Source organism: Chitinophaga japonensis (assembly GCF_007830125.1).
Classification (GTDB): domain Bacteria; phylum Bacteroidota; class Bacteroidia; order Chitinophagales; family Chitinophagaceae; genus Chitinophaga; species Chitinophaga japonensis.
On record NZ_VLLG01000004.1, the window covers coordinates 991263 to 1007921 of the forward strand.

The 16659-nt window shown below is 56.2% G+C and carries 11 protein-coding genes; 9 read left to right on the forward strand and 2 right to left on the reverse strand.

Annotation, left to right across the window (positions count from 1 at the left end):
- The first annotated feature begins 178 nt into the window (after nucleotides 1–178).
- Genes LX66_RS21125 through LX66_RS21140 form a run of 4 tightly spaced genes read left to right on the forward strand, consistent with a single transcriptional unit; the run spans nucleotide 179 to nucleotide 4523 of the window.
- Complete coding sequence (locus LX66_RS21125; RefSeq protein ID WP_145717238.1) at nucleotides 179–2053, forward strand: LuxR C-terminal-related transcriptional regulator; 1875 nt, start codon at nucleotides 179–181, stop codon at nucleotides 2051–2053.
- A 52-nt stretch (nucleotides 2054–2105) separates the two neighbouring features.
- A complete protein-coding gene (locus LX66_RS21130; protein ID WP_145717241.1) occupies nucleotides 2106–2660 on the forward strand; it encodes a TetR/AcrR family transcriptional regulator in 555 nt (184 codons plus the stop codon).
- A gap of 11 nt (nucleotides 2661–2671) precedes the next feature.
- Nucleotides 2672–3916 carry a beta-ketoacyl-ACP synthase II gene (gene fabF / locus LX66_RS21135; protein ID WP_145717243.1) on the forward strand — a complete coding sequence of 415 codons (1245 nt, stop codon included), beginning with the start codon at nucleotides 2672–2674 and terminating at the stop codon, nucleotides 3914–3916.
- 43 nt (nucleotides 3917–3959) lie between these two features.
- Complete coding sequence (locus tag LX66_RS21140; RefSeq protein ID WP_158642701.1) at nucleotides 3960–4523, forward strand: RNA polymerase sigma-70 factor; 564 nt, start codon at nucleotides 3960–3962, stop codon at nucleotides 4521–4523.
- A 21-nt stretch (nucleotides 4524–4544) separates the two neighbouring features.
- On the opposite strand, the gene LX66_RS21145 is transcribed toward LX66_RS21140, so the two are convergent.
- Complete coding sequence (locus LX66_RS21145; protein ID WP_145717247.1) at nucleotides 4545–6965, reverse strand: ABC transporter permease; 2421 nt, start codon at nucleotides 6963–6965, stop codon at nucleotides 4545–4547.
- A gap of 226 nt (nucleotides 6966–7191) precedes the next feature.
- On the opposite strand from LX66_RS21145, the gene LX66_RS21150 reads away from it, so the two are divergent.
- The 5 genes from LX66_RS21150 to LX66_RS21170 all read left to right on the forward strand — a co-directional run bounded on the left by LX66_RS21150 (nucleotide 7192) and on the right by LX66_RS21170 (nucleotide 15495).
- Nucleotides 7192–8271 (forward strand): FecR family protein, encoded by a 1080-nt coding sequence (locus tag LX66_RS21150; protein ID WP_145717249.1) that lies wholly within the window; start codon nucleotides 7192–7194, stop codon nucleotides 8269–8271.
- 108 nt (nucleotides 8272–8379) lie between these two features.
- Nucleotides 8380–11703 (forward strand): TonB-dependent receptor, encoded by a 3324-nt coding sequence (locus LX66_RS21155; protein WP_211366421.1) that lies wholly within the window; start codon nucleotides 8380–8382, stop codon nucleotides 11701–11703.
- A 53-nt stretch (nucleotides 11704–11756) separates the two neighbouring features.
- Nucleotides 11757–13292 (forward strand): RagB/SusD family nutrient uptake outer membrane protein, encoded by a 1536-nt coding sequence (locus LX66_RS21160; RefSeq protein ID WP_145717251.1) that lies wholly within the window; start codon nucleotides 11757–11759, stop codon nucleotides 13290–13292.
- 28 nt (nucleotides 13293–13320) lie between these two features.
- Nucleotides 13321–14454, forward strand: a complete 1134-nt coding sequence (locus LX66_RS21165) for a cellulase family glycosylhydrolase (protein WP_145717253.1) — start codon at nucleotides 13321–13323, stop codon at nucleotides 14452–14454.
- A gap of 54 nt (nucleotides 14455–14508) precedes the next feature.
- Entirely contained in the window at nucleotides 14509–15495 is a 987-nt protein-coding gene (locus tag LX66_RS21170; RefSeq protein ID WP_145717254.1) for a glycoside hydrolase family 43 protein, read from the forward strand.
- 11 nt (nucleotides 15496–15506) lie between these two features.
- On the opposite strand, the gene LX66_RS21175 is transcribed toward LX66_RS21170, so the two are convergent.
- A complete protein-coding gene (locus LX66_RS21175) occupies nucleotides 15507–16655 on the reverse strand; it encodes a hypothetical protein (protein WP_145717256.1) in 1149 nt (382 codons plus the stop codon).
- Between the last annotated feature and the right edge of the window lie 4 nt (nucleotides 16656–16659).

Here is a 16659-nt window from a genome sequence, read left to right on the forward strand (position 1 = left end):
TTTTAATGAGGATACGATGCCGGCAAAAATAGGGCGGCGCAGGTCCCCTGCTTACGCAGCCCCTACTACACGGAAGCTACAGGATGGCAAAAAAACATCTACAAAGCGTCTACGCAGGCACTTACCCACTCAACAAAAAATACTTAAATATTATGCATATTGTTAATAAGTAAAAGAATTGAAGGATAAGCCCTATTTTTACGGCATGTTGTATACCCGGAAATGGCGCCTTTATGCCCTTCTCTTTTTCATTTGTTTGTGGCCTGCGCTCACCCATGCACAATCCATATTAATTGATTCGCTCCGGGACCGGCTGGCCTACGCGGAGCTCCGGCCGGAAGAGCGGGTGATGACCCTGGGACGGCTGGCCCGTACGCTTAGCCAGCAGGACCTGCGGGAAGCGATGCGCACGGCGCAGCAGGCGCTGGTGCAAAGCCGGCAACTGAAGGACCGGCAGTACGGGGCCTTTATTCAGACCACCCTGGGATACCTGTATGTGCAGGCGGATAGCTTACACCTGGCGAGGCAGGCCATTGACAGCGCATTTGCCATGGCAGGCTCCATCCATGACCGGACCATTAAAGGCTATGTGTGGCTCCGCAAAGGATGGATGGAATACGTGGAGGGCCGCCAGGAAAAGGCGGTGGACTACCTGCTGCAGGCCCTCCGGGTACTGGACGGACAGCAGGCCTATTCCTATGAAAGCCTGGTGTATCATTACCTGTCCAGCATTTACTGGGGTTACAAGGACCTGGCCAACGAGGAAAAATATGCCCGGCAATGCCTGCATACCTCGATCCTGAGCAACAATGTGGATGCCCTTTGCAATGCCTACCTGTCTATGGGCAGCATGTTTGTGCAGCGCTTCCGGCAGGACACGGCCCGGCGCGCCTGGCTGGACTCCGCGCTGTATTATAACCGGCAGTTGCTATCGCTGGCGGAGGTGCAGCACGACCGCCTCATTAACCGCGCCAACCCGGCGGCCGTGGCCCTCAACACCGCCAACCTGTACTGGGAATTTTATCCCCGCAGCTACCGGGACAGTGCGGAAAAATATATCAATATCGCCCTGCTGGCGGCCCGGGAAGCGGATTACCCGGAAGCCATCGCCAACTGTTACGGCATCCTGAGCGAGTACGCCATTGCCGACGGCGATTATGCCAAAGCGGAAAAGATATTCCTGCTGGGGCTGGGCGAGCTGGCGTCGGACTCCACCAACTCCCGCCTGTCAAAAGCGCGCATGCTGCTTGGCCTGGCCAATGTGGCGGAAAAGGGCGGGCATCCCGCCAAGGCGCTGCAGTATTACAAATCGTACATGGAACAGCACCAGGCCATATATGATGCGGAGAAACTGGCGATCGTGGATAAGCTGGAAGCACAGTACCAGTCCGAAAAGCGGGAGCAGGAACTGGCCGCCCTGCAGCAGCGCGCCGCCTTTAACCGGAAGCTGAACTTCTTTTATATATGCCTCGCCGTAGCCAGCCTGCTGGCCCTCGTGTTCCTCTTCCGCGCCTATCACTTCCGCCTGCGGTCTTCCCTGCAGCGGCAGCAACTGCTGGCCAGGGAAAAGGAGGAAGCGCACCTGCAGGCGCAGTTGAAAGAAGCGGAGCAGCAACTGCTGCTGGAAAGACAGGAGCGCCTGCAAAAAGAACTGCTGGCCGGCACCCTGCAGGTAGAGGAGAAAAAAGAGCTGCTGCAAAACCTGCGCGAAAAGATCACCGCCCATGCCGGTACCAACCCCGTGTTCAAACAGATGGACCGCATTATCAGCGAAAGCCACCGGCAGGATGAGGACTTTGAGGCTTTAAAATCCGACTTTGCGGAGATACATCCGGAGTTCTTTACCCGGCTGCAGCAAAAGGCGGGCAACAGCCTTACCCGCCTGGACCTGAAATACTGCTCCTATATATTAATGGGCCTTTCCAACAAGGAAATTGCCAACCGGCTGGGCGTAGAGCCCAAAAGCATCCGCATGGCCCGCTACCGTATCAAGCAAAAGCTGGAGCTGGGCAAGGAAGAGAGCCTGGACCAGTTCGTGAGCTCCCTGGGATAGTATTTGTTTACTTACTAATTAGTAAGTAGATTTGCCTGCGGAATGCATTCATATGGCAGACACGACAAGGGAAAAGATCATTGAGCTGGCCGACCGGCTCATCCGGACCAAAGGCTTCAACGCCTTCAGCTACGCGGATATTTCCGCTCCCCTCGCCATCAAAAACGCCGCCATTCACTATCACTTTCCCAGCAAGGCGGACCTGGGCATCAGCGTGATCGATCATGAACTGGAAAGGTTTGCCGCGCAGCAGCGCAAATGGGCGCAGCTCCCGGAAGATGAGCAACTGAAAAAGCTGTCCGGCATATTCCGGCAGCGCAGCAGGCAGGGCACCATCTGCCTGGTGGGGTCGCTGACACCGGATTATGATACCCTCCCCGCTCCCATGCAGCAAAAAGTGCAGGAAATGTGCAGCACCCTGCTCCAGTGGGTGGCGCAATGCCTGGAGAAAGGGCGCGCGCACGGACGGTTTGACTTTGAAGGCAGCGCAGAAGACCGCGCCCTGCTGGTGATGTCCAACCTGCTGTCCTCCCTGCTGTTCTCCCGGGCGCTGGGTGGCAACATTTTTGGACGGATGAGTGACCGGATGATGAAGGATATACTTTAAACATCATACTTATGAAGAGAGCAGTTATTACAGGGCTGGGCGCGTTAACGCCCATCGGCAACAACACAGCCGCCTTCTGGGACAACCTGGTAGCCGGCAAAAGCGGTGCAGCGCGCATCACCCGGTTTGATCCCAGCCGCTTCCGCACCCAGTTTGCCGGGGAGATCAGGGATTTTGATCCCGGCACGGTGCTGGAGAAAGGCGAGATCCGCAAAACCGATCCCTTTACGCAATATGCCCTGGTAGCTGCGGCGGAAGCCATACAGGACGCCGGGCTGGACATTGGAAAGATGGACCCTTTTGACGCCGGCGTGATCTGGGGCTCCGGGCAGGGCGGCATGCAAACCTTCGAAGAACAGGTGAAGGAATATACCGAAGGCGGCTTTAACCCGCGCTTCAGCCCCTTTTTCGTACCCAAGCTGATCGCCAATATGGCCGCCGGCATGATCTCCATTAAATATGGTTTGATGGGCATCAACTACACCACGGTATCTGCCTGCTCCACTTCCAATACGGCTATCATGGATGCGCTGAATTACATCCGCCTGGGCAAGGCCAAAGTGATCGTTACCGGCGGCTCGGAAGCGCCGGTAACAGAGGCTTCTGTAGGTGGGTTCTGCGCCATGAAAGCCATGTCTGTCCGCAACGATGATCCCGCCACGGCTTCCCGGCCCTTTGACACGCAGCGGGACGGTTTCGTGATGGGCGAAGGCGCGGGCGCGCTGGTGCTGGAAGAATATGAGCATGCCAAAGCCAGGGGCGCGCACATCTATGCAGAAGTGGCCGGGGCCGCCATGACAGCAGATGCTTATCATATGACGGCCACCCACCCCGAAGGGCTGGGCGCTTTCCGCGCCATGGAGCTGGCCCTGGAAGATGCAGGGCTGAACAAGGAAGCCGTGGACTACCTGAACGCGCACGCCACTTCCACGCCGGTAGGCGACCTGAGCGAGATAGCCGCCATTACCCGGCTTTTCGGGGAACAACCGGCGCACCTGCACATCAGCGCCACCAAATCCATGACCGGCCACCTGCTGGGAGCGGCCGGCGCTATTGAGGCCATTGCCTGCATCCTGAGCATAAAGAACGGCATCATCCCTCCCACCATCAATACCACCCACCTGGACCCGGCCATACCGGCAGGCGTGCAGATCGTGCTGGGGGAAGCCATACAGAAAAAAGTAAAAGCAGCGATCAGCAATACCTTCGGCTTCGGCGGGCATAACGGCATCGTGGTATTCAGGGATATTCCCTGATTTTCCCTATATTGAGGGGAATATCGCTAATTCCACGTTCACATTGCCAACGGACAAAACATACCTCCACGCATTATGGCAAAAGGTCTGTCATCACAACGACCAGCAGGCTTTCCAGTCGCTGTTTGAGCTGCTGTACCTGCGGCTGGTGAATTTCTGTATAGCGTATGTGCATAGCCGGGAGGCCGCCGAAGAGACCGTAGGCGACGTATTCCTCAAACTATGGATCAACCGCGCCGCTACCGGTGAAATAGCGCATGTGGAGACCTACCTGTTCACCGCCGTGCGGCACCAGTCCCTCAATTACCTGCGCAAATTCTCCACCTATCATGTGATCAGCACTGCGCAAACGCAGGAGATACAGGTAGTGGACACCGCCAGCCCGGCTGATGCTACGGAATGGAAGGAGTTGCTGTTCCGGCTGCACCAGGCAGTGGATGCCCTGCCGCCGGAGCGCCGCCGCATTTTCAGGCTGGTAAAGGAAGAAGGTTTTACCTGTAAGGAGGTAGCCGGTATCCTGCAACTGTCGCCCAGAACAGTGGAAACGCAGTTGTTCAAGGCGGTGAAGCAGTTGCGGGGCGTGCTGGGAGTAGGAAGCAGGAAGTAGGAAGTACCTCCTACCTCCTATTCACTCCGTTCTCAATGACTGCACCGGGTTCATTAAAGCGGCCTTCACCGACTGAAAAGACACCGTTAAAAGCGCAATGGTTACTGCTATTGAACCGGCCAGTATAAACACCCACCATTCAACATTGATGTGATAAGCAAAATTCTCCAGCCAAAGCTGCATGGCATACCAGGCCAGGGGCGAGGCAATGACCATAGCAATCACCACTAATTTGAGAAAGTCTTTGGAAAGCAGCACCACTACATTGCTCACACTGGCGCCCAGCACTTTCCGGACCCCTATTTCCTTAGTGCGCTTTTCCGCGATGAAAGCGGAAAGCCCCAGCAGGCCCAGGCAGGCTACGATAATAGCCAGCACGGCAAAGCTGCTGAATATACGCCCTGTGCGCTGCACATCCGTATACATGCGGGCAAAGCGCTGATCCAGGAAAGTATACCGGATAGGTTGATGAGGACTGAAATCTTTCCATACCGCGGTGATGGAAGGGATCAGGCCGCGCATATCAGCCGTGCTCACCTTCACGGAAACTATGGAAGAGCCGCGGCCTATTACCAGGCAAAGCGGCCGGATGTTTTCCCGGAGCGATTCAAAATTAAAATCCTCTACCACGCCGATAACGGTCCAGAAACTGTTGGTGTTGGTAATACGCTTGCCAATGGGATCTTTCAGGCCCAGTTGCCTGGCCATGGTTTGGTTAATGATCACGGACTGCGAGTCGGTAGGCATGTTCATGGAAAAGTCCCTGCCCGTCACTATATGCATCCCCATTGTTTTAATATAATCATGATCAACCTCCCATATCTGGCCTGAAACCAGGCTCCTTTCTGCTGTTTTTCCTTCCTCTGAGAAGAGGTTATCGTCCCGTTTGGTGCCCGCAACAGGCAGGTAATCGCTGACAGTAGCATTCTTCACGCCCGGCACTTGTAAAAGCGCCTTTTTAAATGCAGGCACCCGGTCCCCCATCGTGTTGGTGCCCTGTATCAGCAACACCTGTTCTTTCTCAAACCCTACTTTTTTATCGAGAATATATCGCATCTGGCGGTAAATGATAAACGTACCGATGATCAATGCAATAGATGTGGTAAACTGGAAAACCACCAATACGCTTCGCAAGCGGGAGCGCCTGTTCCCCTGGCTGATATTTCCCTTGAGCACATGGATCGGCTGAAAAGAAGAAAGATGCAAGGAAGGGTAAAGGCCAGCCAGCAGACCAACAGCGATGACAGCAACGATCAGCAGCGGCGCCAGCCACCAGGCATTCCAGGGAAGGCTCAATGATTTCCCGGATAGCGCATTGAAATAGGGCAGCAGCAGCCATGCCAGCAGCAGCCCTAAAGCAAAAGAAAGAAAACTGAACAGCAGGGATTCGCTGAGAAATTGCCGGATCAGGCTGCCGCGGTCAGCGCCTACGGTCTTCCTGAGCCCGACTTCTTTAGCCCTGCCGGCCGACCTGGCGGTGGAAAGATTAATGAAGTTGATACAGGCTATAATAAGGATAAAGCCTGCAATAGCGCCAAAAAGCCACACCAGGCGTATATCGCCGTGGCTTAACCCGTCATTGATCCCTTCAGACTTCAGATGAATATCTTTTAATGCCTGCACATCAAAACTGACCTTTTCAAACATTTCAATGATCTTTGCATTGTTGGTTTGCTGCGCACTGGTAAGCAGGTATTTTTCCCTGATAGCCGACAGTTTTGTCCGCAATTTTGCCACATCCGTTCCGGGGCGAAGCAGGAAGTAGGTTTGATAGTTATTGGCCAGCCAGTAGGTTTGTTCACCAGGCCAAAGCTCCACCCCTTTCAGCGTTAGCAGGAAATCGCACTGGAGATGGGAGGTGACCGGGAAATCTGCTATCACCCCGCCTATCTCGTAAGGTTTATCCTTGTTATCATTTATTATAAGCGTTTTGCCTACCGGGTTCTCATGGGGAAAATATTTATCTGCCTTACGTTTTGTTATCACAATGGTATTGGGTTGGCTAAGGGCATGTGCAGGATCGCCGTAAATAAAGGGCACCTGCAGGATGTCCAATAGCTCCTGGTCGGCAAAAATGATCCCGTCCTCGTAGGCATTCTGCGCCTGATCCGACCGCCTTACCTGGCTGTTGCCTGCTCCAAAAAGCTCGCTGTATAAAAAACGTCCGGCCTTTTCCACTTCCGGAAGATCATTTTTCAAGGCGCTTGCAAAGGGGGCAGGAAAATAGGCATTCCTGGCATTAGGCATGTTCCAGTCTATGACAGCCCTGTAAATGCGCGCTGCCTGGGGATAGTGAAGGTCATAGCTGAGCTCGTGCCTGATATCGAGCGCAATCAGCAAACAGGCGGCAATGCCTAAAGCAAATCCCCCGATCTTGATGGAGGAATACAATTTTTGCTTGGATAAATTGCGCCAGGCAACCTTGAAGTAGTTATTTAACATACTTGGCTGTTTTCCTTCCTTCGCATTACAAGAATGCTGCCATCTCCTCAAAATATGATCTGTAGCCTTGTCATGCACTTTTGCCGGCTGCCCGCTGTCCATATATGAACGATTACCGTCCGGAACCGGACGGCCAGGATATCCTACTCCTACTTCTTTTTTCCTCCCCCCGGTACGTACTCCCCCCGTTTTCCGTGTCTAACTACTATCAACCAGCACATCAACTATGGACACGGATCAATTTTCATGGCTGTTATCCAAAGAGCTGCAGGGCACCATCACCGCAGAAGAACGTGCGGCCCTGGAGGCAGCGGCTGCCCATGATCCGGACCTGGCCCTGCAAAGGCAACTGCTGACGGCCTTCTGGCAGGAGCGCCGGGCAACGCAGGACCCGGCGCGCGTTACCAAAACAGCTTTTGAGCGGCTGGTCAATAATATAAAGCACACCGATCCCGCGCAATGGACAGATGATACAACAGCAATGCCCCTGCCGGAGCCGCCAACGCGCCGCTGGCTGCCTTCCCTGCTGAAAGCCGCCGCCGCACTCCTGCTGCTGGCAGCCTGCACCTATATCGTCCGCCTCTACCTGCAACAGCCGGCCGCCACGCCCCCAGCCATGGCCAGCAAGCACAACGCCAAAGGCGACCGCAGCCGCATTATCCTCACGGACGGCACCGTGGTATGGCTGAACGCGGACAGCGAGCTGCAATACCCCGAGAGCTTTGACGGCAGCCGGGAAAGGAGGGTGTCCCTCAGCGGCGAAGCCTTTTTTGAAGTGGCCCCGGATGCCGGCAAGCCCTTCCTGATCAGCACCACCAAAATGAACATCCGTGTACTGGGCACCTCCTTTAATGTGCGGTCCTACCCGGAAGATGCAAAGCATGAAACCACCCTCATATCGGGCGCTATTGAAGTGACGCTGAAGGACCGGCCGGATGCCAGGATCCGCCTGCAGCCCAACGAAAAGCTGGTGATCCCCAACACGCCCCCGGATACCACGGCGGGCAATGCCCAGCCTGCGCTGGTGATCAGCCAGCCCACCTACTTCCGGGACCGGGACAGCGCCATGATAGAAACGGCCTGGGTAGAGAACCGCCTCATCTTCCAGGGAGAACGGTTTGAGGACCTGGCCCGGCAAATGGAACGCTGGTATAACGTAGAAATAGCATTCAGGAATAAAGAGCTGCCGGAGCTGCGCTTTACCGGCATGTTCAGGAATGAAAAACTGGAAGTTGCATTAAAAGCGCTGCAACTGACAGAGCCTTTTAACTATAAAATCAATAACGGTCATGTGATCATCTATTAATACAAAAAAACGGGGCGTGTGCAACCACTCCCCGTCTATCAGCGGTACAAGAAACGGTTGAAGGTGAGAGATCAGCGTTTCTTATTGTTCACTAACATTCCTAAAGTTATGGAAAAAAAGCAACCGGTGCATGCTTACCGGGACAGGCATGCGCTGCTCAGCGCCATCTATGTTATGAAATTTACATTTCTCATTATCCTGGCGGCCTGCCTGCAGGTGTCCGCCAAGGTGCATTCACAGAAAGTATCCCTCCAGGTGCGCGATGCCAGCCTGAAAAAGGTGCTGGCCATGATAGAATCGCAAACGGCCTATCACTTTCTTTTCAGCGACCGCCGGCTGAAGGACCAGCATAACGTGAATGTACAGGTGCACCAGGCAGACGTATTCAACGTGCTGGAGCAGGTGCTGGCGCCTGCCAGCCTGGAATACAGGCTGCTGGAAGACAACCTGGTGGTGATCACGCCCCGGGGCGTCACCCAGGCAGACGTGAAGATACAGGGCCGGGTGACCGGGCCGGACGGCACGCCGCTGGTGGGCGTTACCGTGAAGGTAAAAGGCACCACCATCGGCAAGCTCACGGACGCCAACGGTGCTTTTGAGCTGAACGTGCCCGAAGACGCCGTGCTGGAATGCAGCTACATCGGCTACGAAACACTGGAAGTGCCGGTGAATGGCCGTACCTCCCTCAGCATTGTACTGCAGCCCAGCGATAAATCACTGAACGAGATCGTGGTGATCGGCTACCAGTCCGTGAAAAAGAAAGACCTCACCGGCGCAGTATCCGTGGTGAACACGCAGGAAGCCCAGCGCATGACCGCCACCACCGTAGGCGAGTCCATCCAGGGCCTGGCGGCAGGCGTGAACGTGCGCAGCGGCGGCCGCCCCGGGCAGGAGTCCAAGATAGAGATCCGGGGCGTGGGCACCCTCAACAATAACGATCCCCTGTTTGTAATAGACGGCCTCATCTCCTACGGCAACCGCGATTTCAACCCGGCGGACGTGGAAAGCATACAGGTATTGAAAGACGCTTCCGCCGCCGCCATTTACGGGGCCAATGCCGCCAACGGCGTAGTGATCATCACCACCAAAAAAGGAAAGGAAGGTCCCCTGCGCGTGAACTTCAACGCCAAATACGGCATCCAGCAGATCCCCAAACGCTGGGACCTGACCAACAATTACGAGTTTGCAGAACTGAACAAAACCGCTTACATCAACGGGGGCAGAACCCCCATGGCCAGCGTGTCCACCGAATTTGATCCCTCCATTAATACAGACTGGCAGGATGCCGTGATGCGCACCGGCTCCTACCAGGATTACGGCCTTGATTTTTCCGGCGGCGGCAAGAACACCAGCTACTTCATTTCCGGTAATTACTTCAGGAATGAAGGCACCATCATCGGCACCTCCTTTGACCGTATCAGCCTGCGGGTGAATACGGAAGGCAGCCGAGGCATCTTCCGCATTGGCGAGAACCTGTCGCTCACCAACGCCCATGAAGACCAACTGCAGGGCAATCCCTTCTACGACATGGTGCGCATGCTGCCGGTGATCCCTTTATATAATGAAAACAATCCCGGCGGCTACGGCTACGGCAGCGACGACGCCTACACCTTTGGCACCAATCCCGTGGCCATTAACAACCTGATACAAAGCGACCAGTATAATTTCCGCATCCGGGGCAATGCCTATGCCGAGCTGCGCCCGCTGCAATGGCTGGTGTACAAGTTCAACCTGGGCGTGGAAACCAGCTTTGATCATTACAAATCCCTGCGCAAGGAAGGCTCCTGGACCTACAACCAGCCGGTAGACCCTTCCAGCCTGTATGAGAACCGCGCGCAGTTCCTGTCACTGCTGTACGAACATACGCTGAACTTTGACCGGCAATTCGGGCAGCATACCCTGAACGGCGTGCTGGGCGTCAGCCAGCGGGAAGTAACCTACGAGCTGACCGGCGCGGGCAAGCAGCACATTGCGCAATACCCGGCCGGCCGGTATTTCGACCAGTTGAACGCCGGCACCACCATACAGACCGTAGACGGCTACAAGGAGCGCTTTGTGACCCTCTCCTACCTGGGGCGCCTGAACTATGATTTTGCAGATCGCTACCTGCTGTCCCTTACCTTCCGCCGCGATGGCGACTCCCGTTTTGGCGAGGCGCACCGCTGGGGCAATTTCCCCTCCGTGTCCGGCGCCTGGCGGCTTAGCAAGGAAGCGTTCTTCAACGTACCCTGGGTAAGCGACCTGAAGCTGCGCGCCTCCTACGGCGTACTGGGCAACACTTCCACCATACCGGAGTATGCCCGCATCCCCTCCCTGAATCTCTTTCCCTATGCCGTATTTGGCGTAGGCCAGGAAATACAGCCCGGCGCCACGCAAACCGCGCTGGTGAACCAGGATATCAAGTGGGAGGAAAAAAGGACCTTTAACGCCGGCGTGGATGCCTCCTTCTTCAACAATTCCCTGGACGTAACGGCGGAATACTACCGGGCGCGCACCAACGACATCCTGGTGCGGCTGCCTATTGCCGGCACCACCGGCAACGCAGGCGGCAATCCTTTCACCAACGCCGCCTCCCTGCGCAACTCCGGTGTGGAAGTAAGCATTACCTACCGCAACAACAAAAGCGCTTTCAAATACCAGGTCAGCGGCAACTTCACCACCATCAAGAATGAAGTGCTGGCGCTGGGCGACCTGGGCGCCGGCCGCACCTACATTGCCACCGGGCTTACACGCACGGAAATAGGCCGCTCCATTGGCGAATGGTACGTCCTGAAATCAAACGGTATTTTCCAGAACCAGAAGGAGATAGACGACTACCAGGTGCAGCCTTTTGCCAAACCCGGCGACATCCGCTACGTGAATGTGAACGGCGACGAGATCATTGACAACGACGACCGCACCTATGTAGGCAGTCCCTGGCCCAAACTGCAGACCGGCCTTTCCTTTGGCGGCAGCTATAAAAGCTTCAGCTTTTCGCTGATGCTGTACGGCAACTTCGGTAACAAGCTGTTCAACGGCGTGCGCTCCGTGATGGACCGCTTCGACGACAACTCCAATTACAGGAAAGGCGTGAAGCCCTGGACAGAGGAAGATCCCAACACGGATTTCCCGCGCATTGCCTACAGCAACGAGCTGGGCATACAGTTCAATACCCGGGGCGATATTGACCGCTGGATAGAGGACGGCTCCTATGTGCGGCTCCGCAACGTGGAGCTGGGCTATACCCTGCCCAAGGCTTTCCTGCAAAGGGTAGGCTTCACACAGGCAAGGGTATACGTAAGCGGGCAGAACCTGCTCACCTTTACCGGCTACACAGGCCTGGACCCCGATGTAGTGGGCAACCCGGACCAGCAACTGCTGGAAAGAGGGCATGACACGGGTAACTATCCCGCCAGCCGGATCATTTCCTTTGGCATACAGTGCGGATTCTGAGGGTAAGATGTGGGAAGTAGGATGTTGGATTATTAAACGAAAACGAAATGAACATGAACAAACTCACTTATTATACAGGGCTGTTGCTGCTAATGCTGTCAACCGCCTGCACCGAAAAGCTGGAGGTGGAGAACCCGAACACCCCGGCAGTGGACCAGTTCTGGCAAACGGCGGAAGACGCCAAAGCCGGCGTGAATGCCATCTACGGCAACTTTTACCGCATTGGCGGCTATGCCCGCTGGATACATTTCAACTATGACCTCCGCTCCGACGAAGGCTACAGCGGCAGCCCCTGGCTGGAGCTGCAGAACTGGCAAAAATTCCTGGTGGTGAATTATAATTTCGACTGCGGCATGCACGTGTGGCTGCATCACTACCAGGGCATTTACCGGGCCAACCAGGTATTGGCTTATGTGCCGGAAATAGCAATGGACGAAACGCTGAAAAAACAGTACCTGGCCGAAGCCAAATTCCTGCGCGCCCTGTACTACTTTAACCTGACCAGCCTCTGGGGCAATGTGCCCCTGCAGCTCACGCCCTCCGAACCTACAGACCTGCCGCCCTACGCCACGCAGGCCGAAGACTGGGCGCAGATAGAAAAAGACCTGGCGGAAGCTATTCCCGACCTGCCGCCACAATACAGCGACAACGAGAAGGGCCGCGCCACCAAAGGCGCCGCCTATGCCCTGCTGGGCAAGGTATACATGCAGCAGCGGAAATTTGACCAGGCTCAAGCCGCCTTTGACTGGCTGGTGACGGGCGAAGGGAGCAGCTATTACGGGCTGATGGACAATTACCAGGACAATTTCACCCACCTGCATGAGAACAACCGGGAATCCGTTTTCGAAATACAGTTCTCCTCCGTGAACGAAGGCGGCCCGGATGTGGATGCGCCCAATTCCGCCTCCGGCAACCAGCGCAGCCAGTTCTTCGGTCCGCGCGGCGTAGGCTGGAGCGACGGGCAGTGCCGGCGCTGGGTGGTGGACACCCTGCTGGCGGAAAAAACGGTGGACGGGCAGCGCGATCCGCGCCTCGCCGTGAGCTGCCTCTGGGACTCCCTGGACCCAAGAGGGCCGGAATACACCATGGTATATGGCCAGCCCTTTGCTACGCGCTATCCCGGCAACAATGGAGAAGTATGGTTCCGCAAATACCTGGATGACTACTGGCGCGATTTCAGCAACTACTACTCTCCCATCAACTTCCGCGTGATCCGCTATGCTGACGTGCTGCTGATGTATGCCGAGTGCCTGAACGAGCTGGGACAGACCGCCGCAGCCTATCCCTATGTGGACCAGGTAAGGGAGCGCGCGCACCTGGCGAAGCTGTCTGACATAAAACCCGGCCTGGATAAAGCGGCCTTCCTGCAACAGTTGAAACACGAGCGCGTATGCGAGCTGTCCGGCGAAGGCACCCGCTGGAACGACCTGGTACGCTGGGGCGACCTGGACGATGCCGGCAAGGTAAGCGCGATTGCACAGCGGGACCCGGACTTTGAAAATTTCCAGGTAGGCAAGCACAAGCTGCTGCCCATCCCGCAATCGGAGATGGACATTAACCCGCACCTGGAGCAAAACCCGAACTGGTAAACCATTTAACCTGATAACATAAACGGCTATGCGAAAACTCTTGTTCTTCCTATTACTGGCATTCATCGTCAGCACAGGCTATGTACATGCACAACCCGGCAAGGGCCGGGACATCTGGACCCGGGAACAGGCCCGCCGCTGGTATGCACAGCAGCCCTGGCTGGTGGGCTGTAACTTTATACCCGGCACGGCCATCAACCAGTTGGAAATGTGGCAGGCATCCAGCTTTGATACCGCCACCATCGACCGGGAGTTGGGCTGGGCCGCCGGCCTGGGTATGAATACCGCGCGCGTATACCTGCATGACCTGCTGCACCAGCAGGATGCAGCAGGCTTTCTAACGCGCATGGATATATTTTTACAGATCGCGGCGCGGCATGGCATCAAACCCTTGTTCGTATTGTTTGACTCCTGCTGGGACCCCTTCCCTAAAACCGGTAAGCAGCGCGCGCCCACGCCGCATGTGCACAACTCCGGCTGGGTGCAGAACCCCGGCTATGCCGCGCTGAAGGACCCCGCGCAGTACCCGCGCCTGGAAGCCTATGTAAAAGCCGTGGTAGGCCGCTTCGCTAACGACGAACGGGTGCTGGGATGGGATATCTGGAATGAGCCGGACAATACCAACAATTCTTCCTACGGCAAACGGGAACTGCCGGACAAAACCAGGTACGTGCTGCCGCTGCTGCAGCAGGCCTTTGCGTGGGCGCGCGCCGCCAATCCTTCCCAGCCGCTCACTTCCGGCGTATGGCAGGGCAACTGGGCCAGCGACGCCCAACTGAAGCCCATCGAAAAAGTGCAACTGGAGCAGTCGGACATTATCTCCTTTCACAACTACGAATCCCCGCAGCGGCTGGAAGAATGCCTGCAATGGCTGCAGCGCTATGAAAGGCCCATCCTCTGCACGGAATACATGGCCCGGGGCAATGGCAGCACCTTTGCCGGCAGCCTGCCCGTACTTAAAAAATATCATGCCGGCGCGTACAACTGGGGCCTGGTGGATGGCAAAACGCAAACCATCTACGCCTGGGATAGCTGGCGGAAAAAGTATACCGCCAAACCGGCGCTGTGGTTCCATGATATCTTTCACACGGACGGCAGGCCGTACGATCCGGGGGAAGTGGACCTCATCAAAAAGATGACAGAAGCGGGAAGTAAGAGGTAGGATAATGGATGTTTGAGATTTGAAACTTGAATGTTGGACTTAAAAAAAATAGGAATGAGATTTATTGCATTGATACTGGTACTGGCGGGCTGCCGGTCTGCGGATGCACCGCCGGCCGCTAACCCGCCCGCAGATACCGGCATTGTGAACCCGGTGCTGGACACAGACTTCCCGGACCCTACGGTGATCCGCGCCAATGGAAAATACTACGCGTATGCCACGCAAACCCGGCGGGATGGCAGGATGCTGAACATACAGGTAGCCTCCTCCGCCGACCTGCAGCACTGGACGGTGCTGGGCGACGCGCTGCCGCAAAAACCCGCATGGGCAAGCACCACGCAGGATTTCTGGGCGCCGCATGTGCTGTATGACAGCACGCTGCAGCAGTACGTAATGTTCTATTCCGCGGAATCGGATGAAGCGGAAACCGGCAAATGCCTGGCCGTAGCCTTTGCGGATAAGCCGGAAGGCCCTTTCACAGACAAGGGCACGCCCCTGCGCTGCGGCGAGCACTTTGCCAATATTGATCCCATGGCCTTTACCGATCCCGCCAGCGGTAAAAAATTGCTGTACTGGGGCTCCGACGGCGAGCCTATCCGCGTGCAGGAAATGGCGGACGACTGGCGGAGCTTTAAACCCGGCACCATGCCGCAGCCCGTGCTGTGGCCCAGGCAGGAAGCAACATACAGCAACCTGATAGAAGGCGCCTGGGTAACCCTGCATGACGGCAAATATTACCTGTACTACTCCGGTGATAACTGTTGCGGGGACCATCCCAACTATGCGGTAATGATTGCCCGGGCCAACCAGCCCTCTGGCCCCTTTACCCGCTACGGGGAAGCCAGCGGCAGCGGCAGCAGCGTGATCCTGGAAACGGACAGCAATTGGCTGGCTCCTGGTCATAATTCCATTTTTACAGATGATGAGGGCAATGAGTGGATGGCTTACCATGCCATGCATCCCTATGCAAAAGGCCCGCGGGTCATGTGCCTGCAACGGGTTGTTTATGAGCAGGGCTGGCCGGTTGTCGGAAAACACTGAGGGCCGGCTGGCTAGAAATCCGCCGGTTCCCTTCCTTCAATAATGTTCAGCTCCTGCCGGGTGCTGATCACCGGAGCCGGGAACCGGTCGCCCGGAGCCGGCCCATAAAGTGCTGTTTCGCAGATGAGGGTGGCACGGCGTACGCCTTCCCTTTGCAGAATCCGGCGCAGGCTCGTGGGAATATACACAGCCCTGTTATCTTCCGAAAAAGCCCCGGCAGCAGCGCTGCCCATAGCAGCAGGCGTATAGTCGGTACCATTAGCCCGGAGCTGCCACCTGAAACGGAAACCGCTGTTGGCAGGCATACCCGTAATACGGAAAGCGTGCAACTGTGGCGTAGTGGCTTCCGTATATACATCGCTGGTAATATCGTCGGCTGCTATGGCGAGCTGGTCTCCCCGGAAGGCTGCGGACCGGGTGCGCAACCGTTCCCTGGGCCAGTAACGCAGGAAATGCACAAAACAGGCATAAGCGTCCGCATTTTCCAGGCGGTAGGACGGGTGGTCGCCGGCAGTTCCCGAATCTTCGTGCCCCGGGTCAAAATTACCGGTTGGGTGGGCGGTTTCCGTGCACTGGTTTTCTCCGTCCCCGTAAAAGTAGCCGCGGTCGCGCATGCTCAGGTACATATGGGCGGCTTCATGTATCACCCCCCTGGACTGGGCGAATATGGACATATCGAAAAACCTGGGAGCGCAAAGCACGATCACACCGCCCGGCATACCCCGGGGAGCATGCCCATAGGTATTTTCCCCGCACTCCGGGTCACCGCTGCGCGTAGCGCAACTAAAGCGCGCACTGGTGATCACCTCCTGTAAACGCCGGATGTTAAACAGCACATTGTCTGCAGTAGCTACCGAATTATTCCGGAAAGCCAGCCATAAGGCATTGCTGACATGTTCCGGCACCGGTCTTTCCCGGACCAGCGGCAGAATAGCAGTTAGATCACCATATGCTCTTGTTACCGCATCCGTGATATACTCCTGCTGCGGGGTGTTGCAACTGCTGTCTATGCTTTCCCGTTGTATCTCCGGCGTCTGTCCCCGGCCGGTGTGCGCCGCCGGGAAGAACCCCGGGCCGGATGTACCGCGGAAAAAGGCGGGCATCCCTTTTGCGCCCTGGCCGGCAGTTGCAGGAGTGGTACTATATGCTTTGATGCTCATGTAA

Excerpts from the sequence above, each read along its gene's own strand:
- LX66_RS21130 (WP_145717241.1), top strand. The coding sequence starts at position 2,106 with ATGGCAGACACGACAAGGGAAAAGATCATTGAGCTGGCCGACCGGCTC.
- fabF (WP_145717243.1), top strand. The coding sequence starts at position 2,672 with ATGAAGAGAGCAGTTATTACAGGGCTGGGCGCGTTAACGCCCATCGGC.
- LX66_RS21145 (WP_145717247.1), bottom strand. The coding sequence starts at position 6,965 with ATGTTAAATAACTACTTCAAGGTTGCCTGGCGCAATTTATCCAAGCAA.
- LX66_RS21150 (WP_145717249.1), top strand. The coding sequence starts at position 7,192 with ATGGACACGGATCAATTTTCATGGCTGTTATCCAAAGAGCTGCAGGGC.
- LX66_RS21155 (WP_211366421.1), top strand. The coding sequence starts at position 8,380 with ATGGAAAAAAAGCAACCGGTGCATGCTTACCGGGACAGGCATGCGCTG.
- LX66_RS21160 (WP_145717251.1), top strand. The coding sequence starts at position 11,757 with ATGAACAAACTCACTTATTATACAGGGCTGTTGCTGCTAATGCTGTCA.
- LX66_RS21165 (WP_145717253.1), top strand. The coding sequence starts at position 13,321 with ATGCGAAAACTCTTGTTCTTCCTATTACTGGCATTCATCGTCAGCACA.
- LX66_RS21170 (WP_145717254.1), top strand. The coding sequence starts at position 14,509 with ATGAGATTTATTGCATTGATACTGGTACTGGCGGGCTGCCGGTCTGCG.
- LX66_RS21175 (WP_145717256.1), bottom strand. The coding sequence starts at position 16,655 with ATGAGCATCAAAGCATATAGTACCACTCCTGCAACTGCCGGCCAGGGC.